The following is a 24,448-nucleotide window of genomic DNA, read 5'->3' on the forward strand; positions in this document are numbered from 1 at the left end:
GAGACAAATCGTCTTATTTTGCAGGAACCTGGATCTCCTTGCCAACCGTCAGGTGGTGCGGATTCGGCTTTCCGTTGGCCTCCGAAAGCTTCCGCCACAGCGTCCCATCGCCATAGAAGCTGACGGCGAGATCCCAAAAGGTGTCGCCGGCCGCGATAACGTGGGTGGAAGGCGTTGTTGCGGCGGGGGCGGAGGCCGCCGGAGCTGGTTCCGCCGCGGGCGCGGGAGCTGCCGGTGTTGCCGGGGCTGGCGCGGCCGGGGCAGGCTCGATGGCTGGTGCGGGTGCGGCCGGGGCCGCAGGGGCAGGAGCGGGCTCAGTGGCCGGCGCAGGTGCCGCCGGCGCGGGAGCCGCCGGTTCGGCAGCTGGCGCCTGTGCCACGGTCGCGCCGATTTCGGTGACGCGGCCATCGGTATAGGGCTTATAGGGCGAATGCGCGGCGACGTAGTCGGCGGTCACGTCGGCGAGATCCGGGCCGTAATCATAGGCGTTCTTGCCTTGCTTGAAGATCGAATAGCCGTCGCCGCCGGCTCGCATGAAGTTGTTGGTGGCGATCTTGTAGGTCTTGGCCGGGTTGATCGGCGCGAAGTCGTCGCCCTCCTTCACCTGGACATCGCTGACGCGGCTGCCGACTGGCTTCGACTGGTCGAACGAGAATTTCAGGCCGGCGACCTGCGGGAATCGGCCGGCGCCCTGATCGACCTGGCTGACGCCGTTTTCGAGCGCCTTGACGACGTCCGCGCCGGTTGCTTCAAAAGTGGCGAGGGTATTCTGGAAGGGCAGGACAGTGATGACTTCGCCCTGGGTGATATCGCCGCCGTCGATCGAGGCGCGCAGGCCGCCGCCGTTCTGGAAGGCGATGGTGACGCCCTGGTTCTTGGTGCGATCGAGAATGGCATCGGCCACTAGATTGCCCATCGAGCATTCCTTGACGCGGCAGACCTTCCGGTCGCCCTCGATTGGGCTTTCGGAGGAGCCAATCACCTTTTTGCGCAGTTCCTCGATCGGTTTTGCCAATTCGGCGACGCGGGTGACGACGGCCGGATCGGGTGTGAAGGACGCGTCGATCAGGATCGGATCGCCCTTGGCTTCCTTGACGACGCCGTTATCGTCGAAATTGACGACGACGTCGCCGAGATATTTGCTGTAGGAGGCGGCCTGGACGACCGGCACCTTGTAGCCGCCCGGATTGTCGACCATCGTCGGATACGGGCCTTCAGCCTTCGGGTCGGTGTTGGAAAGCAGGCTGTGGGAGTGGCCGCCGACGACGACATCGACGTCCGGGATCTTGGCGATGAAAGCCAGGTCGCGGGGATAACCGACATGGGTCAGCGCGATGATTTTGTTGACCCCCTGGCTTTTCAGGTCCTGCACGGCTGATGTGATCGTCTGAACGTCATCTTCGATCGTGACATTCGGGCCGGGGGAGGAGAGCTCTGCCGTATCGTTGGTGACGGCGCCGACGATGCCGATCTTCTGGCCGCCGACATCGAGCACCAGCGAGGGCTTGATGCGGTCGCCGAGCTTGGAGGCGGCGCTCGCCTTGACATTCGCCGTCACGACGGGGAATTGCACCTTGTCGAGGAAGGTCGCAAGCCCGTCCTCGCTGTCGTCAAATTCATGATTGCCGACGGTCATGGCGTCGAACTTCATCAGGTTCAGGAATTCGGCTTCGGCCGCGCCCTTATAGGTGGTGTAGAAGAGCGAACCCTGGAAATTGTCGCCGGCATTCAGGAGAAGCACATTCTTGCCCGATAACGCCTGGCGGCGCTGGTCGATCGCGGTCTTCAGGCGGGCGGCGCCGCCGAAGCATTCCTTCTTGCCTTCCTCCTCGGCCGAGCAGGTGGAATCGAACTTGTTGATCGATTCGATGCGTGAATGGAAATCGTTGATGTGAAGAATATTGAGTTCGTAATCGGCAAAGGCGGCGCCCGCGCTCAGCGCCAGCATGGACGCGGTCAAAAGACCGAAGCTGAAAGACTTCGTCATCCTTGTTCTCCTGATTGAGGCGAGAGATCCCCCTGATCCTCGCCGATCCCTATAATGGTGTCAGGCGGTTTCCCGCGTGCCGATGTTTCAACAAACGACGCCTAGTCGCAAGAGGGAAGCTGGGTTTGCGGCGGCGCTTTCCAAGATGCCGCAAAACAAAAAAGCTCCCGAATGGGAGCTTTTGCAGGGTGATATTGAAGCATTACAAACGACGTGTAAGCGTGAACTGCGAATTCGTTGCAGTCGTACAATTCAGCTGGCTCGTGCCGCTCATGGCGCAATTAACCAGGGAAGTCGTCCGCTTAACATTCGAGTAAAGGTTTATCTGAATGATCCCATCGGGGGTTGTTGTATATGTTCCGGATGCCATCTGCGTGTTCGTTCCGTCGCTGGTGCGGGTTACGAATTGTCCATTCGTGAAGGCGGAGGTCAAGCCGTTGGCATCCGTCCATTCGCCTTCAACAGAATTTGTTGCAGGCGGCGCGACTGCGATCGGTCGCTGTTGCGGTCCTGATGAAACGCAGGCGGCAAGAGTGGCCGCTGCACCGACAAGAACAAGACCAGTTCTGATTTTCATAAGGCTTCTCCCGGCGATTCGGCGTGGCGGTCACCCGCCAACTTCGGGCAAAACATGACGTGCGCTCGCCATGATGGCAAGGCTTGGAGCGGCGGCGGAGCCATTTATACAGCCAGCGTTACAAAAATGCCCGCCTTGCGGCGGGCATTGTCAAAATCCTGTGAGGGCGATTTTCAGCGAACGAGGACGTTCCTGAATTGCCACGGGTCCTTGGTGTCGATGTCCTCGGGGAAGAGACCGGGACGACCGTCGAGCGGGGTCCAGTCGGTGTAGTGTCCTTCGACCGGGCCGAGATAGGGCATCTGCACGTCGAGGCAGCGCTTGTAATCGATCTCATCCGCTTCGACGATGCCGGCCTTCGGGTTTTCCAGCGCCCAGACCATGCCGGCGAGAACGGCAGAGGTCACCTGCAGGCCGGTGGCGTTCTGGTAGGGCGCTATGCGGCGGGTTTCTTCCAGCGACAGGCGCGAACCATACCAGTAGGCATTCTTCTCATGGCCGTAGAGCAGGACGCCGAGCTCGTCGATGCCGTTCTCCAGCTCGTCCTCGTCGAGTACGTGGTGGACCGGCTGCGGGGTGCCGCCGTTGCCGAACATCTCATGCAGCGAGAGCACGGCGTCGTTGGCCGGATGGTAGGCATAGTGGCAGGTCGGACGGAATGTGACTTCGCCGTCCTTGTCGCGGACCGTGAAATAATCGGCGATCGAGATCGACTCGTTATGGGTAACGAGGAAGCCGTATTGAGGGCCGGGGGTCGGGCACCATGTGCGCACGCGGGTGTTGGCGCCCGGCTGCTCCAGGTAGATCGCCGCCTTGTTGCCCTTCTTGTGCTTCTTGGCGTTCTTCGGCATCCACTGCTCGTGCGTGCCCCAGCCGAGTTCGGCCGGCTGCATGCCTTCGGAGATGAAGCCTTCGACGGACCAGGTGTTCCAGAAGACGTTGAGCGGCTTCGGATGCTTGGTGCGCTGGGTGTCGCGCTCGGCGATGTGGACGCCCTTGACGCCGACCTTCTTCATCAGCTTGGCCCAGCCTTCGCGATCGTGCTGGTCCGGTTCCTCGAATTTAACGCCGATATCATTGGCGAGGTTGACGAGCGCCTGCTTGACGAACCAGGAGACCATGCCCGGATTGGCGCCGCATGTGGAGACGGCGGTGGCGCCGCCGGGGTTTTTCGCCTTTTCCCTGCGCACCGTCTCGCGCAGCGCATAGTTGGTGCGGTCGGCATTGCTCATGCCCTTGTCGAAATAGAAGCCGAGCCAGGGCTCGACAACCGTATCGATATAGAGAACATCGAGCTTGCGGCAGAGCTTGATGATGTCGAGCGAGGAGGTGTCGACCGAGAGGTTGACGCAGAAGCCCTGGCCTTCGCCTTTCGTCAGCAGGGGCTTCAGCAGCTCCTTGTAATTGTCCTTGGTGACATATTCCTGAATGTGGCGAACGCCGTGTTTCTTCAGGATCTCCATGTCGGAGGGTTCTTCACGCGGGTCGATGACGACCATCCGGCTCTTGTCGAATTTGAAGTGGCGCTCGATCAGGGGCAGGGTGCCGCGGCCGATGGAGCCAAAGCCGATCATCACGATCGGACCGGTAATTTCGGCATATACCGGATAGTTCTGTTCCGTCATTCTTTTCTCCTGTGGAAGGGGACGAAGGCGTTCAGCCTGAAGAATTCTTGTGAGATTGCCGCAGAAATTGCGAAGTGACCGGCTCTAACCACAAAACGCCGTCACAATAAAGAGTGTTGACGGGGAAAGGGCAAATATCGGGGCGACGAGATCCTCTGAACGAAAATCATCGCTTCAGGATTTCCAGTCCTTCGACCGCCGTCGTTATCGCAAGTTCGGTGATTTCGTATTCGGCGACGCCGTGGACGGTGAAAGGATCGACGGCGACATAGGCTTCGATTGCGGCACGGTCACCGATGGCGAGGATCGCGCCGCCGGTGCGCGGCACCTTGCGGCCGGAGGCGAGAAACCAGCCTTTGGCGTAACCCTCCTTCACCCAGGCCATGTGCGGCTCCATGTGCCTGTCGGCCTCATCGTTGGATTTGCGATAGGTAAGGGAGAGGATGAACATGATCATTTCCTGAGAAGGTTTGCGCGGATCAGTCCGCGCAGCGAGTTGCCGACATACAGCGTGCCGGCATCAAGATCGGCAAGTGTGAGACGGCCGACGCGGGCCTTGCGCCCGCAGATGAGTTCGGTGCGCAGCACGCCGGCGAGCAGGCCGCAGGAGATCGGCGGGGTGCGCAGAATGCCGCTTCCGTCGTCGAGAAAGATGGAGGTGATGGTGCCCTCGCAGACTTCGTCGCGCTCGTTCAAGAGGATGACCTCGTCGGCCTCCGCCTGAGCATATTCGGCGCGGGCGGTCTCGTAGACGGTGCGCCGTGTGGTCTTGACGCGCAGCAGGCTGTCGGCGGAGTGGAGGCGGGTCTTGGCGATACGGACACTCCAAACGGACTGTGGCGCCAGCGGGATGAAGGGCGCGCTCGTCACCTCGATCTCGCCTTGCGGGTCGAAGGTCAGCCGGACGCGCAGCGGGCCGCCAGCGCCGGCAACGGCTGCTTCGAGCTTTGTTTGCACATCGGTCGGCGGCGGAAAACCGAGGCGACGGGCGGAGCGGGAAAGCCGGGCCAGATGCAGGCGCTGTCGGATGAAGCCTTCGCCGGGCTGCCAGCGCAACGTCTCGATCAGCGAAAAATCGGTCATCGCGCGATCCACTGGTCGCCGACCGCGAAGCGGGCCTTGAGCAGGCATTCCTCATATTCGGCCTCGGCGGTGGAATCGAAGACGATGCCGCCGCCGACATTGAAGATAGCTTTGCCGCCGTCGAAAAGCGTCACGGTGCGGATGGCGACGGAAAAACGCATGGCGCCGGTCGGCGAGATCATGCCGATTGCGCCGCAATAGGCGTCACGCGGGGTATCTTCGAGCACGTGGAGAATCTCCATCGCCCGGATCTTCGGTGCGCCGGTGATCGACCCACAGGGGAAGAGGGCGGCAAAGATGTCGCGGATCGATAGTCCGGGTCGAAGTCTGGCCTGCACATGGCTGACCATCTGGTGGACGGTCGGATAGGTCTCGACGTCGAAGAGCTTCGGGACATTGAGCGTGCCGACCTCGGTGATGCGGGAGATGTCGTTGCGCAGGAGGTCGACGATCATGCGGTTTTCGGCCTGGGTCTTGATATCTGCCCGCATGGCCGCGATGATTTCGGCATCCTCGGCGGCAGTCGTGCCGCGTTTTGCCGTGCCCTTCATCGGGTGGGTTTCGATCCAGCCTTGCTCATCCGTGCGGAAGAAGAGTTCGGGTGAACGCGACAGGATGAGCGGACCGCCGAGATCGACCAGTGCGCCGTATTTCACCGGCTGGCGTTCGATCAGCGACCAGAAGGCGGCACGGGGATCGCCGCTCCAGCGAGCTTCAACCGGCATGGTGAGGTTCGCCTGATAGGCGTCGCCGAGCCGCAGGTGCTGGTGAAGACGGTCGAAACGCTCTTTATATATAGGGAAATCCCAGGCGGCCTTCGGGGCGGTGAGGAATTCCTCGTTTTCGAGACGCTGTTTCGGCTGGGCAAGTGGATGCGTGTCCGGCTGCGGTGCGTCGAAGACGCCGAAATAGAGGAGCGGCGTTTCGCGACCTTCTCCGGCAAAGGAAGCGAGTTTTTCTTCGAAGAGATATCCGGCCTCGTATGCCATGTAGCCCGCAAGCCATTTGCCCTCGGCCTTGGCCTCTTCCATGCGGGCGAGACCTGCGAAGAATTCGGCGCGCGTCCTGGCAAGGATGATCTCGGCGGGCTCGGCGAAAAGCATCACTTGGCCTGAAGTGTCGTCGCGGAAGAGAATATAGCGATCAGGCATGGTTGCGCCGCATCTTGCTTGGTCACCCGACGCTGGCGATGGTCTTGCTGCGGTAGGCCGGGACCGCGGCTACATCCACCCTCATTCCTGTGCTCGTCACAGGAATCCAGCCACGGCGCGTCTGCGCCGTGAATGACACAATTCCGGCACCTGAAGAGTCTCCCGCGTCCAAGGACTTGGGCGCGCTGGATTCCTGTGACGAGCACAGGAATGAGGGAGAGGGGGGTGCCGTCATGGTTCCTCGTGGACGTTGCAGAATGCGGCTGGCTGATCAACAGCCCGCCATGAGGTTCGCTCTTTCTGGCCTTAGCCGAGACTTACGCCCTATCTAGCGCTTCCAGCTCGTCAATCAGCCCTTCGATCATCGACAGGCCCTGGCTCCAGAACGACGGATCGGTTGCGTCGAGGCCGAAAGGCTTCAAGAGCTCGGAATGATGCTTGGTGCCGCCGGCCTTCAAGAGTTCGAAATACTTCTCCTGGAAGCCCTTCTCGGCCTTCCGGTAGACGGCATAAAGCGAATTGACCAGGCAGTCGCCGAAGGCATAGGCGTAGACATAGAAGGGCGAATGGACGAAGTGGGGGATATAGGCCCAATAGGTCTCGTAGCCCTCTGAAATATTGATCGCCGGCCCGAGGCTTTCCGACTGGACGGAGAGCCAGAGCTCGCCGATGTCGTCGGCGGTGAGTTCGCCTGCCTTGCGGGCGGTGTGCAGCTTGCGCTCGAATTCGTAGAAGGCGATCTGGCGCACGACCGTGTTAATCATGTCCTCGACCTTTTGGGCAAGCATCGCCTTGCGCTCGCGCTTGTCGGTGGTCTTTTCCAGGAGCGCGCGGAAGGTCAGCATCTCGCCGAAGACGGATGCGGTCTCGGCCAGTGTCAGCGGCGTCTGGCACATCAGCGCGCCCTGCGCGCCGGCAAGAACCTGATGGACGCCGTGGCCGAGTTCGTGGGCAAGCGTCATAACGTCGCGCGGCTTGCCCATATAATTGACGAGCACGTAGGGGTGAGCCGAGGGAACCGTCGGATGAGCGAAGGCGCCGGGCGCCTTGCCTGGGCGAACCGGGGCATCGATCCATTGCTCGTCGAAGAAGCGTCTGGCGATATCGGCCATCTCGGGGGCGAAATTGCCGTAAGCCGAGAGCACCGTGTCCTTCGCGTCCGCCCAGGAGATCACGGCGCTCGACGTTTCCGGAAGGGGCGCGTTGCGGTCCCAGAAATTCATCTGCTCCATGCCGAGCCATTTCGCCTTCATCTTATAATAGCGGTGCGAAAGGCGGGGATAGGCTTCCCGGACGGCTGCGGCCAAGGCGTCGACAACCTCGCGCTCGACGCGGTTTGCCAGATGTCTGGAGTCGGCGATATCCTCGAAGCCGCGCCAGCGGTCGGAGATATCCTTGTCCTTAGCAAGCGTATTCGTGATCAGCGTGAAGATGCGGATATTCGCCTTGAAGGTTTCGGCGAGAGCCATGGCCGCCTTGCGGCGCACTTCCGGATCCTTCTCCTGCAGCATGTTCAGCGCCACCTCGAGCGGCACTTTCTCGCCATCGATCTCATAACGAAGTTCCGCCATGGTTTCGTCGAAGAGGCGATTGAAGGCGGAGGCCGATGTCATCGACTTCTCAAGGAAGAGCTGCTCCAGCCTGTCGTCGAGCTGATAGGGCTTATCTTTACGCAGGTCGATCAGCCAGGGGCGATAATGGCCGGCATCGGGGTCCTTCGCCATGCAAGCGTCGATGACGGCGTCGTCGATCCGGTTCAGCTCGAGCGCGAAGAACAGGAGATGGCCGGAGAATTCGGTGACCTTGGCCTGGACGTCGCCGTAGAGCTTGCCGTTGGCCGGATTGGTGGTGTCGGAGAAATAGGTGAGGCCGGCAAAGGAGCCGAGGCGGCCCATGATATCGTCAAGCGCCTCATATTCCTTCAGCGCCGCGCCGATGCCTTCGGTGCCGGTCTTCACTGCTGCTTCGGCGAGTTTGCCCTTCCACTTTTCTTCGAAAGCGATCGCGGCCTTGCCGGCCTTTTCCATGTCGGCGACGAAGGCGGTGGACGTGGCGGAGGGATAAAGATCCTGCAGTTTCCAGACCGGCAGGTCGCCGAGCGCCGGATCGGCCGCCGCCCCGGCTGGCGTTGCTGGCGAGAAAAAAAAGCCGGCGTGCAGGGGCTCGATTTTCATGGGCGCAATTCCTCTCCACTTTATAACAGGTCTGTTTGAATAAGCGCGAGAAGGCACCGCATCAAGGGCCTTTCGGCGCATAAAAGGCCTCGCTTCGGCACGAAATCGGGTCTTCGCAATCGTTAAAATGCAATTATTTCTCAAAACTGGATGTTCAAGCCTTTCTGCCAGAGTGCGCTTCATGGTTTCGCATGAAGTGGAGCGACAATGACCGGTTACAATGAGCTCAAGGGAGCAGGGCAAATCCTCGTGGTCGAGGACGACCCGGTGCAGCGCCGTCTGCTCAAGAACGCAATCGAGCGTCACGGCCATGTCGTGCACCAGGCAGAAAACGGCCGCATCGGCCTGGAAATGGTCAAACGCGACAGCGGCCTTTTCAATGTCATCGTGCTCGACCTGATGATGCCCGAGATGACCGGCCTCGAATTTCTCGACGCGCTTCACGAATTCGGCACGCAGATCCCGGTTATCGTGCAGACGGGCCAGGGCGGTATCGAGACCGTGGTGCAGGCGATGCGCGCCGGCGCCTTCGATTTCGTCGTCAAGCCGGTCTCACCCGAACGGATCGCCACCTCGATCGCGAATGCGATGAAGCTGGACCAGCGCGAGGTGAAGGCGCGGGCGGGACGCCGGTCGCGCTCGGGCTCGGTCGGCTTCGACGATATCGTTTCGGCCAGCCCGGCGATGATCCGCGTCATCGATCTCGCCCAGCGGGCGGCTCAGTCCAACATTCCCGTCGTGCTCGAAGGCGAATCCGGCGTCGGCAAGGAGCTGGTGGCGCGCGCTATCCAGTCCGGCGGCGACCGCTCGAACAAGCCGTTCGTCACCGTCAATTGCGGGGCGATCCCGCATAATCTTGTCGAGAGCATTCTCTTCGGTCACGAGAAGGGCGCGTTTACCGGCGCGACCGAACGTCACATCGGCAAATTCATGGAAGCCGATGGCGGCACCATCTTCCTCGACGAGATCGGCGACTTGCCGCTCGAGGTGCAGGTGAAACTCCTGCGCGCCGTGCAGCAGGGCGAAATCGAGACGGTCGGCGCGCGCACCGCGCACAAGGTCAATGTCCGGCTGATCTCGGCGACCAACAAGGATTTGATCGAAGAGGTCAAGAACGGCCATTTCCGCGAGGACCTCTATTATCGCCTCAACGTCTTCCCGATCACCATTCCGGCGCTACGCAAGCGCAAGGAAGACATCCCGCACCTGGTGCGCGTCTTTACCGACCGCTTCTCCAGCGAGCAGAAGAACGGCCGCCGCATGACTGTCAATTCAGGCGCGCTGGCACTGCTGACCGCCTATGATTGGCCAGGCAATATTCGCCAGCTCGAAAATGCGATCTTCCGTGCGGTCGTTCTCGCCGAAGGGCCGGAGCTGACGGAGGCGGATTTCCCGCAGATCGCCGCCCAGCTTCCGGAATATGAAGTGGTGGACCACCTGGCGCTCGTTGCCGACAATACCGGCCTCGACCCGGATGAAGCCTACGGCGAGGAATACCGGGCGCCGATACCGGGTGAGGTGCACCACCGCCTGCCGGAGACTTCCGAAAACGCCATTGCCAGCGTCAATCCCTCCGGAGACGTGCGCAAACTCGCCGACGTCGAGGAGGAACTCATCCGATTCGCACTCAAATTCTATCGTGGGCAGATGAGTCAAGTAGCGCGCAAACTTGGCATCGGCCGGTCCACACTTTATCGCAAGCTCAAAGATTACGGCATAGATCCCGATAATCCCCAGAAAGATGCGGCTTAAGCCCCATTTATTAAGACTCGGGCAACCACGATTTGTTACTGATCATAAACCACTTGTTAGTGGCTCGTTCACTATGTAAAGAAAAGGTTGATCATGTGTGGCATTTTTGCCATCGTGTGACCGCATTTGACAGTCATCTGAGACAGTACGGGACATTGTCTGTCTGACGGGGATCGAGTTGCCGAATCTGAATGGGAATTCCAAGCCTTCGCGCTTGAGCTGGCGTTCTTTGTGCGCCGACATCTGCGGAAAGGCAGTGAGGACGGCGGCGGCCGCCCTTCTTGCGCTTGCGGTTTCCTCACCGGTATTCGTCAGTACACCTTCTCAGGCAGCGGGCGAAACCCGCAGCCTCAAGCTCTATTTCATCCATACCGGCGAAAAAGCCGTCATTACCTACAAGCGTAACGGCAAGTTCGACCCGAAGGGTCTGGAGCAGCTGAACCGCTTCCTGCGCGACTGGCGCAAGAACCAGCCGACGAAGATGGATCCGCGCCTGTTCGACCTGATCTGGGAAGTCTACCGCCAGAGCGGTTCGCGGGACTACATCAACGTCGTCTGCGGTTTCCGTTCGCCGGCGACCAACGAGATGCTGCGCGGTCGCTCGCGCAATTCCGGCGTCGCCGAAAAGAGCCAGCACATGCTCGGCAAGGCGATGGACTTCTTCATTCCCGACGTCAAGCTTGCGGCGCTGCGGGCCATCGGCATGAAGATGCAGATCGGCGGCGTCGGCTTCTATCCGAAATCCGGTTCACCCTTCGTGCATATGGATGTCGGCGGGGTTCGCGCCTGGCCGCGCATGAGCCGCGACGAGCTTGTCCGGCTTTTCCCGAACGGCAACACCATTCACATTCCGGCCGACGGCAAGCCGCTGCCCGGCTATCAGCAGGCGATGGCCGATTACAAGCGCCGCGTCAACGGCACGCAGATCGAGATCGCCAGTGCGTCCGAATCGGCGCCGAAACACAAGACGCTGTTTGCAGCGCTGTTTGGCGGCGGGGCGGATGAACAGGAAGATGACACAGACGATTCGGCTCCCGTTGCTGTCGCCAAGGCGACGCCGCCGAAGGTCGAGCCTGCTCCTGCCGAGCCGCAGCAGACAGAGGTCGCAGCCCTGAACGCGCCGGTGCCGCAGGTTCGCCCGGCCTTCAGCAACCAGCCGGCCGGCAGCGAAATGGCCAGCGCGCTGGTGGCGCCGTCTTCGGGTAACGCCGCGCAGCAGGCCCTTGCCGCGGCGCTTCCTGCCGATCAGGCCCAGCCGCAGCAATTCGCCGATCTCAGCGCCTACAGCATTCCCGTTCCCTCGCTTCTCGGTCAGCGCCGCGCGCCTGGTGACGCCGAGGTCGCGTCGGTCGATCCGAACATGCAGAACGGACTGCCGGTTCCCACTCCGGTCGAGCGCCCTGCCGTTGCCGAAAATCTGCTTGCTGCGGCGGATGCTGATCCGGAAGCGGAGGCAGACGAAGCCGATCAGGATGGCGGCCTGTCTCCTGCCATCGCCGACGCGCTCGAGCAGCAGAATAAGGATACGGAAAGCCAAGTCGCCTCGCATGAGCCCGGCATGAGCGTGGAGCAGGCAATCGCCGCCGCGATGCCGCAAAAGGCGCCCGCCGAAAAGCCGTCATTGCAGCTCGCTGCCTTGGCGCCGGCGACCAAATCGGCAAGCTTCGGTGATGCTTTCGACGCGCCGGCTGCCGAGAGCCCCGCGCCGCAGCCCCTCCCGGTCAAAGGCGGCCGTCCGACGCAGAAAGAAGCCGCCGCAGCCGATGCCAGCCGCGCGACGGTGCGTACCGAGCCGAAGCTGACGCAGAAGATGATCTCGCAGTGGGCGCTGACCAATGCCCGTCTCGAAATGGCGTCCAAGCAGGTCAAGGCGCCGCGCTTCGTCAGCCAGACGATGCGCGCCCAGCCGACCGCTGTCTATGCCGAGGGCTTCAACGTCAAGACCGCCTCGGTCGATCCGGCCCGTTTCAGCGGCACGGCCGTCAACTTCATGGAAGTGCGCAAGTTCAACACGAACTGAGCCTGCCGATCTCGTCAGACCGAAAAACCGGCAGAGTGATCCGGCGGTTTTTCTTCTGACTGTTCGAACGTTTGAACAGTTGGTCGGCCAGCAGGATCCGGCGCAAAAGAAAAGCCGCCGGAGGCGGCGGCTTTCGATAGCAGCGATGTCGGCGAAATCAGCCTTCCGGCGGCGCTTCGATCATGCCGAGCGCATGCAGATAGGTGTCGAGGATTGCTTCCTCCTCCATGCGCTCCTGCTCGTCCTTTTTGCGCAGCGCCACGACCTTCTTCAGAATCTTGGTATCGAAGCCCATTCCCTTGGCCTCGCCATAGACGTCCTTGATGTCGTCGGCGATGGTCTTCTTTTCTTCTTCCAGCCGTTCAATGCGCTCGATGAAAGCGCGAAGCTGATCGCGGGCGACGCCATGAGCATCAGACATCGTGTTCTCCTGATTTTTCGGTGATCAATTTTGGATGCACGTGACTGCCGCGAAGCGGCGTCACGGTCAAGCCCGTTAAAGGCCAAGCGGACTATTTGTGTGGCTTGTTCAGCTCAAATGCCGCCTTTTGCACAGGTGAGGCCTCCTTCTGGTGGAGGTTCTTCCAGTCCTCATAGGGCATGCCGTAGATCATCTCGCGCGATTCGTCCCGGCTGATCGGAACACCTTGGGCCCCGGCGGCCTCGCGATACCAGTTCGACAGGCAGTTGCGGCAGAAGCCGGCCAGGTTCATCAGATCGATGTTCTGGACGTCGCTGCGGTCACGAAGATGTGCGATCAGACGGCGGAAGGCGGCGGCTTCGAATTCGGTCTGTTGTTCCTTGCTGAGCGCGGTCATCTCGCTCTCCTTTCATTCCATGGGCTCTCAATAGGGGCCGGTGCGCGACTGGTGGACGTCGTATTCGTGCAGGGCCGGATCGGCATTCATCGCCGCAAAAATCGGCGCCAGGCGCTCGGCCCATGCCGATATGCCGGCTTCATCAGCGATCAAATCCTGACGCACTTCGAGCAGGGCATGCGGAATGCCTGTCACCATGCAATGGCGGTACATGGTATCGCCCTTCAAAGCGCCGTCATAGGGTTCGTTGTCGCCGACGACGAGATCGGGATCGGCGCGAAGCATATCGAGCAGCGGGCCGACGGCGCGCCGGTCACTGTCCCAGAGAACGGCGGCGTGCCAGGGTCGGGGAATGCTCTTCCACGCTGGCGTGAAAGAGTGCAGCGACAGTACCAGCGGTGCCTTGCCGGTGCTATTCGCCACGGTGTCGATCGTGCCTGCCACGGCATCGTGGTAGGGCCGATGAAAGGCTTCGATCCGGTAATTCCATTCCTGCGGCGTGATTGGGTGATTGCCTGATATGACGGCGCCGTCCGAGATCTTCATGATCAGCGTCGGGTCGTCCTCCCCGCGGTTCGGGTCGATCAGCAGGCGCGAGAAACCGCCGAGCACTGCCGGTACGCCGAGCTTCGCTGAAAGCTGTCGCGTCAGGCCCTCGATGCCGATGTCGTAGGCAATGTGGCGGGCAAAGGCCGACCCAGGCAGGCCGAGCCTCTCATACCGGGCGGGAAGACGGTTCATCGCGTGATCGGCGATGATCACCATGCCTTTATCATGTTTTCCGGGTAGAATTTCGAAGGATTGAAAGTCGTCCATGAAGGAATTGCCGTTGATCATTGCGCAGTCGTGCCCAGTGATTGCATGCGCCCGCGACCGGTTCAAGCGTGACAGGCGGCGAGAGCGGATATGAACCTCCGCAGCCAGCTATGAAAGGGAATATAATCGATTAGCATTGCGTTGACTTTCGGATGAGGGCGGCGCAAGAAGACACGGATACGAATAACCGTGGAGCTATTTGGGAGCCGTGTTGATTCAAGCCGCGCCAAGTTTCCTCACGCGGTCCGGACCGTTGGTCCGACTCGCCCTGTTTGCTCTTGCAGCCGCCATGCCGTTCTTCATCGCAGATGCCGCACGCGCCGATTTTCGCGTCTGCAACGGAACGCAAAATCTGGTCGGGGTGGCAATCGGATACAGGGCCAAGGACGGCTGGATCACGGAGGGTTGGTGGCAGGTGCCGGCAACGACCTGCGCCACGCTGATCGAGGGAGAATTGCAGTCGCGCTATTATTACCTCTACGCAGAGGACGCCGCCCGGGGAGGACGGTGGACGGGGGACGTGCAGATGTGCGTGGCGGAAAACGAATTCAAGATTTCGGGCGTGCAAGATTGTTATGCCCGGGGTTACCAGAAGATGGGATTCAAGGAATATGACACGGGCCGCCAGGGCAGCTGGATGGTTCAACTCTCCGACACCCCAGGGACGCAAGAAAGTCAGAATTGATGAAGCGTAATCGCAAAGTTAAAATCCTCGCCACCCTCGGGCCCGCCTCCGCCGAGGAATCGATGATCGAGAAGCTGCACCAGGCCGGTGCCGACGTCTTCCGCATCAATATGAGCCATGCGAGCCACGACCTGATGCGAACGCTCATCCAGCGCATCCGCTCGGTCGAGGCGCGCTCTGGCCGGCCGATCGGCATTCTCGCCGATCTGCAGGGACCGAAGCTGCGCGTCGGCAAGTTTACCGACAGCAAGGTCGACCTGAAACCCGGCCAGACCTTCACGCTCGACAACAATGAAGCGCTTGGCGACGCCACGCGCGTCTACCTGCCGCATCCCGAGATCCTGGAATCGGTGCAGCCTGGCCACCGTCTGCTGATAGACGACGGCAAGCTCGCCCTGCGCGCAGAAAAATGCGACGGCAAGAGCATCGTCACGACGGTGATCTCCGGCACGCGCATTTCCGACCGCAAGGGTGTCAGCCTTCCCGACACGCTGCTTGGCGTCGGTGCGCTGACCGACAAGGACCGTTCCGATCTCGATGCCGTGCTCGCCACCGACGATGTCGACTGGGTGGCGCTTTCCTTCGTCCAGCGCCCGGACGATCTTGCCGAGGTGCGCAAGATCGCCCGCGGCCGCGTTGGTCTGATGTCGAAGATCGAAAAACCGCAGGCTCTCGAGCGGATCGAAGAGATCATCGAGCTTTCCGATGCCTTGATGGTCGCCCGCGGCGATCTCGGCGTCGAAATGCCGCTCGAATCGGTTCCCGGCATTCAGAAGCAGCTGATCCGCGCCTGCCGCCGGTCGGGCAAGCCGGTGGTCGTCGCCACGCAGATGCTGGAATCGATGATCTCGGCGCCGGTTCCGACGCGCGCCGAAGTTTCCGACGTCGCGACCGCCGTCTTCGAAGGCGCCGATGCCGTCATGCTCTCGGCCGAATCGGCCTCGGGCGACTATCCCGTCGAGGCCGTCTCGACCATGGCGTCAATTGCCGGCGCCATCGAGCGCGAGCCGCATTATCCCGGCATCATCTATGCCCAGCGCGCCCAGCCGGAAGCGACCGGCGCCGATGCGATCTCGCTTGCCGCCCGCCAGATCGCCGAGACGCTGAAGCTGTCGGCGATCGTCTGCTACACCTCCTCCGGCACGACGGGCCTGCGCGCCTCGCGCGAGCGCCCGCAGGTGCCGATCCTGGCATTGTCGCCGATCATCAAGACGGCGCGCCGGCTTGCCGTCGTCTGGGGCCTGCATTGCGTCGTCACCCATGATGCGACCGATCTCGACGACATGGTCAACCGCGCCTGCCGCATCGTCGCCGACGAAGGGTTCGGCAAGCCAGGCGATCGCATCATCATCTCGGCCGGCGTGCCGCTCGGCACGCCCGGCGCCACCAACATGCTCCGCATCGCCTATATCGGTTCGGACGGCCAGAGCGGCGTCTGATCCGATCGCATCCGTGGTGAAGCCCGCTGCCTGAAAAAGGCGGCGGGCTTTTTTCGTTCATGTGACGAGGCATTGCCAAGGGATGCGGGGCATGCAAGTCTCGGTCCCCAGGTTTGGAGGGATCACCATGGATGTCGTCACTCTTTTGGCTTTTGCGGCCGTTTCCTTCGTCGGTATCGCGACGCCGGGGCCGACAGTGCTGCTGGCGTTGACAAATGGTTCTCGGCATGGGCTGCGCCGCGCGACCGCCGGGATGGTCGGCGCGGTTCTTTCGGATTTCGTTCTGATCGGCGCTGTGGCTGTCGGGCTCGGCGCCCTGCTTGCGGCATCGGAATTCTGGTTCTCGATGCTGAAATGGGCGGGTGCTGCCTATCTCGCCTTCCTCGGTATCATGCTCTTGCGTTCGAGGGGCACGATCGATGCGGCACTGAAATCCGATGAGCCGGCCGCGAGATCGACCTTTTCGATCGGGCTGAAGAGTTTCATGGTCGCGGCGACGAACCCGAAGGGCTATCTCTTCTTCTCCGCCTTTCTGCCGCAGTTCATCGATCCCACCCAGCCGCAGACGGCGCAGTATGTGCTGCTCGCCCTTGTCTTCGCTGTGCTCGATCTCATCATCATGTTCGCTTACGCTTTCTTCGGCTCGCAGGCCGTCCGTTTCCTGAAAACGTCAGGCGCCTTGTGGCTCGAACGGGCCTGCGGCGGCGCGCTGCTCGCCCTTGCCGGGTCGCTTGCCTTCTACCGCCGGGCAACGGCCTAAACTCATCGGGCCAAGGACATATGGCCGACGCGATAGGTCTGTGCGTCATCGCCGATCTCGGGAGGCTCCCGCCATAGGCTGAAGCGTATGCGGGTCCAGGTCGTCGGTTCGAAGCCGGAGATGGAGGCGAGTGCGCCTGTCGCCAGATCGGCTTCGGCTTCTGCGATTTCGGCCCGCCGGAGATCGGCAAGCGGTGCATGGGGTTCCGTCTGCAGAATATTGCGGGTTGCGAACGCGGCAGCGGCGATATCGGGCGAGATTTGCGCCTCCCATACGATCCAGGTCTTCACCTGCGGCCAGCCGAAGGCACTGGTGAGCGCCTGGAAACCCGTGCCGCAGAGGAAGTCGCCTGCCCGTTCCGGCCTCCGCCAGAGGTAGAAGGGCGCATACAGATTCTCGCGGCTGCCGAATTCGCTGGTGCGGGCGCTGAGATAGGCTTTGAAACCGAGATTGGGGAAGCCGTCGAGTAGCGGCCCCTTGTCGCGGATGCGGCGGTCGATGATCGACATGTCGTAATCGGCCGGCAGGGTAAAGCTGTATTGCATAGCGATCATGGCCGTGCCTCCACTGGATCCAGCCATTCGACAAAGCTGCCATTTTCCGCCGGCTGGATGCTGATATAGGTGAACGGGCTGTCATCGGCGGCGCCATGCCAGTGGCGTTCGCCGGGCGCAAACCAGACTGCATCGCCAGCACGCAATTCCTCAACCGAGCCGCCCTGGTTCTGTGCCAGGCCCTGTCCCGCAAGAACATAGAGCAACTGCCCCCTGGGATGGGTGTGCCAGCGGGTAATGGTGCCCGGATCCAGCGTGGCAAGCATCGCAGTATTTTCGCCGTCGGTGCCTTCGAGCAGCATCTCAACCCAGAAGGGCGCGGTTGCCGCGCCTTCGGGCGAGCGGGTCACCTTACCAGGTCGCCTGACGGTCATCGACTTCGGGTTCGAAGCGCTCATTGCCGGTCTCCGGCTACCTTGAGCCGCCAGTCCGGATCGGTCATTTGGGCGATTCCGTTGCCGAACGACCAGTCCTCAGGCGCGCTGGTGCTGACGACGATCATCAGGTCTTCCGGCCGAAGCCCCGGCGATTGGGCCAGCAGCTCGGCGAGCCGCCGATACAGCGCTGCCTTCATCTCCGCCGTTCGCGGCCGACCGATCGTGACGGAGATATAGACGAAATCGCCCGAGCGCGGGCCGGCGAGATAGCTGCGGTCGAAGATCAGCTCACTCTCATCATGCTGATGGATGGCCTGGAAGCGGTCCTTCTCGGGCACATCGAAGGTCTCGACCAGTGCGCGCTGGACGTTGTCGGCAAGCGCCGCGAGATATTCCTGCGACTTGCCTTTGCGAAGAGAGATGCGGACGAAGGGCATTGGGATCTCCATGGTTCGGGCCGTCCGGCGGCCTTGACAACAGCATCATCGCAGCACAAGATGGTGCTGAAAATCAGAATTTTATGGATCAACTGTCCTAAAAATTGGAACTATAAATGCGGCGGACGATCTTCGATCTCGATGTGCTTCGGACCTTTTCGACCGGCATGGAGCTCGGCAATTTCGCCAAAGCGGCAGAAAAGCTCGGGCGTTCGACGTCAGCGGTCAGCGCGCAGTTGAAGAAGCTGGAGGAACAGGCGGGCACGCCAATCTTCCGCAAAGCGGGCCGCGGGCTGGCGCTGACCGATGCAGGCGAAACGATGCTCGGTTATGCCAGACGGTTGCTGGACCTCAATGATGAGGCGGCGGCGGCCGTACACAGCGTTGAGCTGGAAGGGTGGGTGCGGCTCGGTCTGCAGGAGGATTTCGGCGAGACCTTGTTGCCTGAGGTGCTCGGCCGTTTCGCGCGCGCCCACCCGAAAGTCCGCATCGAGGCGCGGGTGGTGCGCAATGCCGAACTTCTCGAGCGGGTCACCTCAGGCAAGCTCGATCTGGCGCTTGCCTGGAGCGACGGGACGCTGTCGGCGTATTGCGAGCGCATCGGCGAAGTGCCGATGTGCTGGATCGGCCCTGCCGAGGGACAGCCCGGCTGGCATGTGGCAAGCGGCGAGCCGATGCCGCTTGCGTCGCTGGAGGCGCCGTGCCTGTTGCGCAGTGCGGCGACCAGGGCGCTCGATGCGGCGGGAATCTCCTGGCGGCTCGCATTCGTCAGTCCCAGTCTCGGCGGCCTCTGGGCAGCGACGGCGGCCGGCCTCGGTTTGTCCATCCGCACGCCGATCGGCCTGCCGGTGAAGGTCCGGGCGCTCGCGCCAGAGGCAATCGGCCTGCCTGAGCTGCCGAAGCTCGGTCTGGTACTGCATCGAGCGGAAGCCGAGCTGCAACCGGCTGCGGCGCGGCTTGGCGAGCTCGTTCTACAGTCCGTGCATGGCATGCTGCACGGGAGGGCAGGCTGAGATCTCGGATTAACCCCTTGATCGCAGGGTTTTGGCCGATCACGAAGCCGGCCGATAGCTCAGCCGAAGCGTTCCAACGCCATGGCGAAGATGTCGGCATCGACATTGCCGCCGGAGGTGACGGCGACGACTGTATCGCTTTCCAGCGCCTCACCATGGAAAAGAGCGGCAGCCAGCGCCACGGCGCCGCCCGGCTCAACGACGATCTTCAATCTGACGAAGGCGAGCGCCATGGCGCGGAGCGCCTCCTCGTCGGTGACGACGATGCCGGCGCCGGCGAGGCGCTTCAAGATCGGGAAGGTGATCTTGCCCGGCTCCGGTGTGACGATCGCATCGCAGATCGAACCCGACATCGCGGCATTGCGTTCGATCCTGCCGGAGGCGAGCGATCGGGTGGTGTCGTCGAAATTCTCCGGCTCGCAGGGACGGACGCGAAAGCCGGGGGCGCTGGCCTCGAGGGCGAGCGCGATGCCTGACGTCAGTCCGCCGCCGCCGCAGGGAACGAGCACCTCGGCTTCCGTCACACCTTCTTCTTCCGCCTGTTCGGAGATTTCGAGGCCAGTCGTGCCCTGGCCGGCGATGACAAGCGGTTCGTCGAAAGGCTTGATCAGCGTCAGGCCGCGATCGGCGGAGAGCCGCGCGCCGATTTCATCGCGATCCTCGTTGGCGCGGTCGTAGAGCACGACTTCGGCGCCGAAGGCGCGGGTGTTGGCGATCTTCAGCTTCGGCGCATCGCTCGGCATGATGATGACGGCGGGCACGCCGTGCAGCTTGGCGGCAAGGGCGACGCCCTGCGCATGGTTGCCCGAGGAGAAGGCGATGACGCCGCGCGTGCGTACGGCCGGGTCAAGGCCGGAAACCGCAGACCAGCCGCCGCGAAACTTGAAGGAACCCGAATGCTGCAGGCATTCCGCCTTCACGAACAGCCGCCGGCCGGCGATCTCGTTCAGGAAGGGGGAGGAGAGAAGCGGCGTGCGGCGCGCGCGACCGCGCAGTCGAGCGCGGGCGGCAACAATCATTTCAATGCTGACCATTCGGGAATCGTCCTGCTTGCGGGAGTCGCTCATGCATAAGACGGGGCAAACGGTTTGTGAACGGTGACTTTGTCACCGTGACATGAATGACCATTGCGCCTATGCCCGGCGGCTCGCCGACCGTCAATAGCCGCCTGCTGAGCCTTCCGTCGCGCGGGCGTCCATGGCGCCGTTGTAACGAGCGCCGCTGCCTTTTTCGATGGCGGCAAGGCTTTTGCCGCCGACGAGGATACCAGCGGCCTGGCCCCAGAGCGGGGCGTCGTTGCCGCCGTCGAAGCTATAGCCCATCGCCGCAAGCGTCCTTTCCGTATCGGGCGAAAGCGCATAGGGCTCGAAATAGACCTTGTCGGGCTGCCATTGGTGATGAACCCGCGGCGCGTTGACCGCCTGGCTGATATCCATGCCGAAGTCGATGACATTCAAAATCGCTTCCAGCGTGATGGTGATGATGCGCGAGCCGCCGGGGCTGCCGATCACCATGAAGGGCTTACCGTCGCGGGTGACGATCGTCGGGCTCATCGAGGAGAGAGGCGTCTTCTTCGGAGCAATGGCATTGGCTTCGCCCTGAACGAGGCCGTAAAGGTTCGGCACACCCGGCTTGGAGGTGAAATCGTCCATTTCGTTGTTGAGCAGAACGCCGGTGCCGGGCGCTACGACCGCCGCGCCGAAGGAGCCGTTCAGCGTATAGGTGACGGCAACCGCATTACCCTCGTCGTCAATGATCGAATAATGGGTCGTCTCGTTGCTTTCCTTGCCGCCGAGGGGTTTCAGGTTGGCCGAAGTCCCGGCCCTGTAGGGATCGATCTTTGCTGCGATCTCCTTGGCGTAGCTCTTGTCGAGCATTTTCTCGACCGGGTTCTCGACGAAATCGGGATCGCCGAGCGCCGCGTTGCGGTCGACATAGGCGTAGCGCATCGCCTCGACCATCACGTGCACGGTTTCAGCCGAGGCGTAGCCGAGATAGGAGAGCGGATAACCTTCGAGGACGTTGAGGATCTCGCAGATGATGACGCCGCCGGAGGAAGGTGGCGGTGAGGAGATGATGTCGTATCCGCGGTAATTGCACTCGATTGGCTTCAGTTCGCGCACGGTGTATTGCTCGAAATCCTCCTTGGCAAGGATACCGCCCTTGGCCTGGCTCGCTTTGACGATCGCCTCGGCGGGGGCGGCCTTGTAGAAGGCGTCGGGTCCTTTTTCCGAGATGGCTGCCAGAACCGCGGCGAGGTCGGGCTGCGCAAGCTTTTCGCCGGACGCATAGGGCTTGCCGTCCTGTTTCAGGAAAATCTTCGCCGCCGTCTCGTCCTTGGCAAGGCGCTTGGCGCCGCCGGCGAGAATCGCGGCATCGCCCTGTTCCAGCGTGTAGCCTTCCTTGGCGAAGCGGAGCGCCGGCGCGATCAGATCCTGGCGTGAGCGGGTGCCGTATTTCTCCCGCGCCGTCTCGAAGCCCTTGACCGAACCGGGAACGCCGACGGCGAGGTAGCCGTCAAGGCTGGCGCGCGGCACGATATCGCCCTTGCTATCGAGATACATGGTCTTTGTCGCGGCGAGCGGCGCGCGCTCGCGGAAATCGAGGAAGGTCTTGCTGCCGTCTTTCAGGCGAATGGTCATGAAGCCGCCGCCGCCGAGATTGCCGGCCGAGGGATAGACGACCGCCAGTGCATAACCGACGGCGACCGCCGCATCGACGGCGTTGCCGCCGCTCTTCAGCACCTCGACGCCGACATCGGTCGCCAGATGCTGGGCGGTGACGACCATCCCGTGTTCGGCTTCAACCGGTGCGGGCGACGCCGCGAAAGCCGTCGTCAGAGTTAGCGACAAGGCCGATATGACGGAGATCGTCCCGATATGCAGGCGGCCCATGATTTCCCCTCCTATGGACAACAACGGAAAGACATATGGGGCTGCTGCGGTCCGCGGCAATGCGAGGAGCAGGCTTTGTGCGAGGAAGCCGGCCGAATGTCCGACAGGGACACCGCCGGAGAGATCAAACGCGGTGGAGAGCGCCCGGCATCCGCGACGGCTGGATTTGGATCGCTTGATCGCGGAGAGAGGCGGCGAGCCGCTCTTCGGCACGGCGGGCGGCCGCCTGGAGGTCGCGGGGCTCGCCGGCGATCTTTTCCATGGCGGCGATAGCGACGTCGGTGGCCAGATAATCCGGCTTATGGCCGACGCCGCCGACCGTAACGAGTTCGGAACCTGGTATATCGCGGGCGAGGCCGCGCGAATGCAGGTGTTCCCAGACGATCTTGTCGCGGTCGCCCGTGATGATAACGGTCGGCGCGGTGATCTGCGAGTAGAGCGGCGACTGCTCCTTCACATAGGCGAGCAGTCTTTTGAAATCGGCGGCATTGTTGTGGAAGGTGCGCGGGCGCAGCACCAGCGACGGGCCGGTTTTTTCGATGTAGTCGGCAGGGCGTGGATTGGGACGGAAAACGTTCAATGTGCCGCGCTCCAGCCGGCTCAGTCCAAGCGGAACGACGATGGCGTGGTTGAAGAGCCAACCGATGACCGGCACGGTCGCCACGTGATAATACCAGTCGATGCCGCCGGGCCACGGATGGGTGGCGGGTGCGAGGAAGAGCAGACCAGCGGTCTTATCCGGATGGCGCAGTCCGAAGGCGGCGGTGATCGCGCCTCCGAAGGAATGGCCAACAATGATCGCCTTCTCGATGCCGCGCTTTTCCATCAGTCGAGCGATTGCATCGGCCTGGCCCGAGGGTACGGCGTTCTCAGGGCCGCCGCGCTCGGAATAGCCGTGACCGGGACGATCGACGAACAGCATTTCCGCCCGGCCTTCGAGCGGGGCGCGAAAGGCGACGAACTGATCGAGCAGATTGCCGCTGGCGCCGTGAATGAAGACGAGCGCCGGCAGGTCCGCATTTTGGGGACGTTCGACATGGACGGCGTTCATGCGGTAGCCGCCGACATCCGTCAATTCACCGATATTCGGATAGGTCCGTTCGAATTGCCGCGCCTTATAAGAAGAGTAACCGATGGCGGCTGCGAGCGGGGCAAGAAGGGCGGAAACTTCGGCAAGCATGATCTTAACGGCGACAGTCGATGGATTTTGCGAGGGGCGGCGGTCGCGTCAAATTGCCCTCGACAGGTTCTAAAATTGCGCGCTCCGGCCGAAGGTCAAGCTTGATCGGCCGGCTTCAGGTGCGATTGCCGGCGAGTTTTTCCGCAAGCATGTTGACCTGCTCCTGCGCAGTGCGATCGGCGGGATAGATATCGAGTAACCGTTCCCAGGCCTTCAGGGTCAATTGATCGTTGCCGGAATTGCTGAGGATCGCGGCCATGCCGGAGAGCGCGCCGAAATGGCGCGGCTCGATATCCAGCACATGCTCGATGTCGGACATCGACTTGCGGTAATTGCCCATGACGAAATTCAGCGTGGCGCGGCGATTCCAGCTCTCGGCATAATCGGGCTTGAGGGCAATCGCCTCGTCGAGGAAATCGAGAGCGGCGGGATTGCGCTTTTCCTCAATCGCCTTGTCGGCCCATTGCATCAGTAGGTTCACGGTCGCGCTGCCGGAATCATTCCATTCCAGACGAATTTCGTTGGCAATGCTGCTGGCCTTGTCAGGATCACGCTCGCGCTTCAGCTGGCTGAAGAGCTGGTCGAGACGCTGCTTCGGCGAACTATTGGCATCCCTCCGCTCGACAATGACGTTGTTTTCCGCCGCGGTGGCCGGGAACGGGGAGGTGGAGAGGATGAAGGCGAGCGGCAGCACCGCTGACGTCAAAGCAAAAAAGCGCATGGCGGACATATTAGCCCGCCAGCGCCGAAGATCAAACAAATTAGACGTGATCACCGCAGCGACCCACCGGATGTCCGTCGGCGCAATCTGCGCGGCGCACAATCCGGATTCGCGCAATCAGCCCTGACGAGCCTTGTAGCGCGGGTTCAGCTTGTTGATGATGTAGATGCGGCCCTTGCGACGAACCAGACGGTTGTCACGGTGACGAGCCTTGAGCGACTTGAGCGAATTCTTGATCTTCATTTTTCTGATCCGCGATCTCTATGGGGGAATTCACATTCGCCCGTAACTTTAACAATCAAAAGCGCGCCGTCGGGGCGCGCTCTTTAGGTGGGGGTGCAGATACCTCGTCACCTCCAGCGTGTCAACCACGTGACGGTGTTTT

24 protein-coding genes are annotated in these 24,448 nt (G+C 61.9%); 6 read left to right on the forward strand and 18 right to left on the reverse strand.

The features are described from left to right. Positions 1-13 precede the first annotated feature (13 nt). From HJC04_RS13295 to HJC04_RS13325, 7 genes are all read right to left on the reverse strand, one after another. Positions 14-1,987, reverse strand: coding sequence for a bifunctional metallophosphatase/5'-nucleotidase (locus tag HJC04_RS13295; RefSeq protein WP_221146423.1), 1,974 nt, complete (start codon positions 1,985-1,987; stop codon positions 14-16). Positions 1,988-2,189: 202 nt separating this feature from the next. Further along, the gene (locus HJC04_RS13300; protein WP_210629867.1) at positions 2,190-2,564 is read right to left on the reverse strand and encodes a hypothetical protein; all 375 of its coding nucleotides are present in this window, start codon (positions 2,562-2,564) and stop codon (positions 2,190-2,192) included. A 173-nt stretch (positions 2,565-2,737) separates the two neighbouring features. Beyond that, positions 2,738-4,189, reverse strand: coding sequence for a homospermidine synthase (locus HJC04_RS13305; protein ID WP_210629868.1), 1,452 nt, complete (start codon positions 4,187-4,189; stop codon positions 2,738-2,740). A 166-nt stretch (positions 4,190-4,355) separates the two neighbouring features. After that, positions 4,356-4,640 carry a YciI family protein gene (locus HJC04_RS13310; RefSeq protein ID WP_221146424.1) on the reverse strand — a complete coding sequence of 95 codons (285 nt, stop codon included), beginning with the start codon at positions 4,638-4,640 and terminating at the stop codon, positions 4,356-4,358. A gap of 2 nt (positions 4,641-4,642) precedes the next feature. Next, positions 4,643-5,272, reverse strand: a complete 630-nt coding sequence (locus tag HJC04_RS13315; RefSeq protein ID WP_221146425.1) for an aminotransferase class IV family protein — start codon at positions 5,270-5,272, stop codon at positions 4,643-4,645. After that, complete coding sequence (locus HJC04_RS13320) at positions 5,269-6,423, reverse strand: aminodeoxychorismate synthase component I (protein WP_210629871.1); 1,155 nt, start codon at positions 6,421-6,423, stop codon at positions 5,269-5,271. The genes HJC04_RS13315 and HJC04_RS13320 overlap by 4 nt, the downstream gene beginning before the upstream one ends. Before the next feature lie 317 nt (positions 6,424-6,740). After that, positions 6,741-8,597: a M3 family oligoendopeptidase gene (locus HJC04_RS13325; protein WP_210629872.1), complete on the reverse strand. Its 1,857-nt coding sequence runs from the start codon at positions 8,595-8,597 to the stop codon at positions 6,741-6,743. 207 nt (positions 8,598-8,804) lie between these two features. Here HJC04_RS13325 and HJC04_RS13330 point away from each other — a divergent pair, with 207 nt between their 5' ends. Then, positions 8,805-10,349: a sigma-54 dependent transcriptional regulator gene (locus HJC04_RS13330; RefSeq protein WP_210629873.1), complete on the forward strand. Its 1,545-nt coding sequence runs from the start codon at positions 8,805-8,807 to the stop codon at positions 10,347-10,349. A gap of 178 nt (positions 10,350-10,527) precedes the next feature. Beyond that, positions 10,528-12,369, forward strand: coding sequence for a DUF882 domain-containing protein (locus HJC04_RS13335; RefSeq protein ID WP_221122980.1), 1,842 nt, complete (start codon positions 10,528-10,530; stop codon positions 12,367-12,369). Positions 12,370-12,526: 157 nt separating this feature from the next. On the opposite strand, the gene HJC04_RS13340 is transcribed toward HJC04_RS13335, so the two are convergent. The 3 genes from HJC04_RS13340 to HJC04_RS13350 all read right to left on the reverse strand — a co-directional run bounded on the left by HJC04_RS13340 (position 12,527) and on the right by HJC04_RS13350 (position 14,003). After that, positions 12,527-12,790: a DUF2312 domain-containing protein gene (locus HJC04_RS13340; RefSeq protein ID WP_008533181.1), complete on the reverse strand. Its 264-nt coding sequence runs from the start codon at positions 12,788-12,790 to the stop codon at positions 12,527-12,529. A gap of 91 nt (positions 12,791-12,881) precedes the next feature. Beyond that, entirely contained in the window at positions 12,882-13,187 is a 306-nt protein-coding gene (locus tag HJC04_RS13345) for a DUF1244 domain-containing protein (protein ID WP_210629875.1), read from the reverse strand. 27 nt (positions 13,188-13,214) lie between these two features. Beyond that, the gene (locus tag HJC04_RS13350; RefSeq protein WP_210631562.1) at positions 13,215-14,003 is read right to left on the reverse strand and encodes an N-formylglutamate amidohydrolase; all 789 of its coding nucleotides are present in this window, start codon (positions 14,001-14,003) and stop codon (positions 13,215-13,217) included. A gap of 199 nt (positions 14,004-14,202) precedes the next feature. On the opposite strand from HJC04_RS13350, the gene HJC04_RS13355 reads away from it, so the two are divergent. The 3 genes from HJC04_RS13355 (at position 14,203) to HJC04_RS13365 (ending at position 16,887) form a co-directional block, all read left to right on the forward strand. Further along, positions 14,203-14,688: a DUF1036 domain-containing protein gene (locus HJC04_RS13355; RefSeq protein ID WP_011426762.1), complete on the forward strand. Its 486-nt coding sequence runs from the start codon at positions 14,203-14,205 to the stop codon at positions 14,686-14,688. Next, complete coding sequence (gene pyk / locus HJC04_RS13360) at positions 14,688-16,127, forward strand: pyruvate kinase (protein ID WP_221146426.1); 1,440 nt, start codon at positions 14,688-14,690, stop codon at positions 16,125-16,127. Before HJC04_RS13355 ends, pyk begins: the two co-directional genes overlap by 1 nt. 127 nt (positions 16,128-16,254) lie before the next feature. Further along, on the forward strand, positions 16,255-16,887 hold the full coding sequence (locus HJC04_RS13365; protein ID WP_221146427.1) for a LysE family translocator: 633 nt from the start codon (positions 16,255-16,257) through the stop codon (positions 16,885-16,887). A gap of 2 nt (positions 16,888-16,889) precedes the next feature. Here HJC04_RS13365 and HJC04_RS13370 read toward each other — a convergent pair whose 3' ends face one another. From HJC04_RS13370 to HJC04_RS13380, 3 genes are read right to left on the reverse strand one after another with little or no spacing between them, the layout of a single operon-like run. Next, entirely contained in the window at positions 16,890-17,441 is a 552-nt protein-coding gene (locus tag HJC04_RS13370; RefSeq protein ID WP_221146428.1) for a DUF4865 family protein, read from the reverse strand. Further along, positions 17,438-17,839 (reverse strand): cupin domain-containing protein, encoded by a 402-nt coding sequence (locus HJC04_RS13375; RefSeq protein ID WP_221146429.1) that lies wholly within the window; start codon positions 17,837-17,839, stop codon positions 17,438-17,440. Before HJC04_RS13375 ends, HJC04_RS13370 begins: the two co-directional genes overlap by 4 nt. After that, positions 17,836-18,255, reverse strand: a complete 420-nt coding sequence (locus HJC04_RS13380; protein WP_221146430.1) for a tautomerase family protein — start codon at positions 18,253-18,255, stop codon at positions 17,836-17,838. The genes HJC04_RS13375 and HJC04_RS13380 overlap by 4 nt, the downstream gene beginning before the upstream one ends. Before the next feature lie 116 nt (positions 18,256-18,371). On the opposite strand from HJC04_RS13380, the gene HJC04_RS13385 reads away from it, so the two are divergent. Beyond that, the gene (locus HJC04_RS13385) at positions 18,372-19,268 is read left to right on the forward strand and encodes a LysR substrate-binding domain-containing protein (protein WP_221146431.1); all 897 of its coding nucleotides are present in this window, start codon (positions 18,372-18,374) and stop codon (positions 19,266-19,268) included. Positions 19,269-19,327: 59 nt separating this feature from the next. On the opposite strand, the gene HJC04_RS13390 is transcribed toward HJC04_RS13385, so the two are convergent. The 5 genes from HJC04_RS13390 to ykgO form a co-directional block, all read right to left on the reverse strand. Beyond that, the gene (locus tag HJC04_RS13390; protein WP_210629880.1) at positions 19,328-20,302 is read right to left on the reverse strand and encodes a threonine/serine dehydratase; all 975 of its coding nucleotides are present in this window, start codon (positions 20,300-20,302) and stop codon (positions 19,328-19,330) included. A gap of 123 nt (positions 20,303-20,425) precedes the next feature. Further along, positions 20,426-22,162 carry a gamma-glutamyltransferase gene (gene ggt / locus HJC04_RS13395; protein ID WP_221146432.1) on the reverse strand — a complete coding sequence of 579 codons (1,737 nt, stop codon included), beginning with the start codon at positions 22,160-22,162 and terminating at the stop codon, positions 20,426-20,428. Between the two features lie 124 nt (positions 22,163-22,286). Beyond that, entirely contained in the window at positions 22,287-23,342 is a 1,056-nt protein-coding gene (locus HJC04_RS13400; RefSeq protein WP_221146433.1) for an alpha/beta fold hydrolase, read from the reverse strand. Between the two features lie 115 nt (positions 23,343-23,457). Continuing rightward, a complete protein-coding gene (locus tag HJC04_RS13405; protein WP_221146434.1) occupies positions 23,458-24,072 on the reverse strand; it encodes a hypothetical protein in 615 nt (204 codons plus the stop codon). 108 nt (positions 24,073-24,180) lie between these two features. Beyond that, positions 24,181-24,306 carry a type B 50S ribosomal protein L36 gene (gene ykgO / locus HJC04_RS13410; protein WP_003582204.1) on the reverse strand — a complete coding sequence of 42 codons (126 nt, stop codon included), beginning with the start codon at positions 24,304-24,306 and terminating at the stop codon, positions 24,181-24,183. Positions 24,307-24,448 lie beyond the last annotated feature (142 nt).

The organism is Rhizobium sp. NLR8a, from assembly GCF_019685235.1.
Taxonomy (GTDB): Bacteria; Pseudomonadota; Alphaproteobacteria; order Rhizobiales; family Rhizobiaceae; genus Rhizobium.

What these genes read in the sequence shown, in the direction of transcription:
- HJC04_RS13295 (WP_221146423.1), bottom strand. Translation starts at nt 1,987, where the DNA reads ATGACGAAGTCTTTCAGCTTCGGTCTTTTGACCGCGTCCATGCTGGCG.
- HJC04_RS13300 (WP_210629867.1), bottom strand. Translation starts at nt 2,564, where the DNA reads ATGAAAATCAGAACTGGTCTTGTTCTTGTCGGTGCAGCGGCCACTCTT.
- HJC04_RS13305 (WP_210629868.1), bottom strand. Translation starts at nt 4,189, where the DNA reads ATGACGGAACAGAACTATCCGGTATATGCCGAAATTACCGGTCCGATC.
- HJC04_RS13310 (WP_221146424.1), bottom strand. Translation starts at nt 4,640, where the DNA reads ATGTTCATCCTCTCCCTTACCTATCGCAAATCCAACGATGAGGCCGAC.
- HJC04_RS13315 (WP_221146425.1), bottom strand. Translation starts at nt 5,272, where the DNA reads ATGACCGATTTTTCGCTGATCGAGACGTTGCGCTGGCAGCCCGGCGAA.
- HJC04_RS13320 (WP_210629871.1), bottom strand. Translation starts at nt 6,423, where the DNA reads ATGCCTGATCGCTATATTCTCTTCCGCGACGACACTTCAGGCCAAGTG.
- HJC04_RS13325 (WP_210629872.1), bottom strand. Translation starts at nt 8,597, where the DNA reads ATGAAAATCGAGCCCCTGCACGCCGGCTTTTTTTTCTCGCCAGCAACG.
- HJC04_RS13330 (WP_210629873.1), top strand. Translation starts at nt 8,805, where the DNA reads ATGACCGGTTACAATGAGCTCAAGGGAGCAGGGCAAATCCTCGTGGTC.
- HJC04_RS13340 (WP_008533181.1), bottom strand. Translation starts at nt 12,790, where the DNA reads ATGTCTGATGCTCATGGCGTCGCCCGCGATCAGCTTCGCGCTTTCATC.
- HJC04_RS13345 (WP_210629875.1), bottom strand. Translation starts at nt 13,187, where the DNA reads ATGACCGCGCTCAGCAAGGAACAACAGACCGAATTCGAAGCCGCCGCC.
- HJC04_RS13350 (WP_210631562.1), bottom strand. Translation starts at nt 14,003, where the DNA reads ATGGACGACTTTCAATCCTTCGAAATTCTACCCGGAAAACATGATAAA.
- pyk (WP_221146426.1), top strand. Translation starts at nt 14,688, where the DNA reads ATGAAGCGTAATCGCAAAGTTAAAATCCTCGCCACCCTCGGGCCCGCC.
- HJC04_RS13365 (WP_221146427.1), top strand. Translation starts at nt 16,255, where the DNA reads ATGGATGTCGTCACTCTTTTGGCTTTTGCGGCCGTTTCCTTCGTCGGT.
- HJC04_RS13370 (WP_221146428.1), bottom strand. Translation starts at nt 17,441, where the DNA reads ATGATCGCTATGCAATACAGCTTTACCCTGCCGGCCGATTACGACATG.
- HJC04_RS13375 (WP_221146429.1), bottom strand. Translation starts at nt 17,839, where the DNA reads ATGAGCGCTTCGAACCCGAAGTCGATGACCGTCAGGCGACCTGGTAAG.
- HJC04_RS13380 (WP_221146430.1), bottom strand. Translation starts at nt 18,255, where the DNA reads ATGCCCTTCGTCCGCATCTCTCTTCGCAAAGGCAAGTCGCAGGAATAT.
- HJC04_RS13385 (WP_221146431.1), top strand. Translation starts at nt 18,372, where the DNA reads ATGCGGCGGACGATCTTCGATCTCGATGTGCTTCGGACCTTTTCGACC.
- HJC04_RS13390 (WP_210629880.1), bottom strand. Translation starts at nt 20,302, where the DNA reads ATGGTCAGCATTGAAATGATTGTTGCCGCCCGCGCTCGACTGCGCGGT.
- ggt (WP_221146432.1), bottom strand. Translation starts at nt 22,162, where the DNA reads ATGGGCCGCCTGCATATCGGGACGATCTCCGTCATATCGGCCTTGTCG.
- HJC04_RS13400 (WP_221146433.1), bottom strand. Translation starts at nt 23,342, where the DNA reads ATGCTTGCCGAAGTTTCCGCCCTTCTTGCCCCGCTCGCAGCCGCCATC.
- HJC04_RS13405 (WP_221146434.1), bottom strand. Translation starts at nt 24,072, where the DNA reads ATGTCCGCCATGCGCTTTTTTGCTTTGACGTCAGCGGTGCTGCCGCTC.
- ykgO (WP_003582204.1), bottom strand. Translation starts at nt 24,306, where the DNA reads ATGAAGATCAAGAATTCGCTCAAGTCGCTCAAGGCTCGTCACCGTGAC.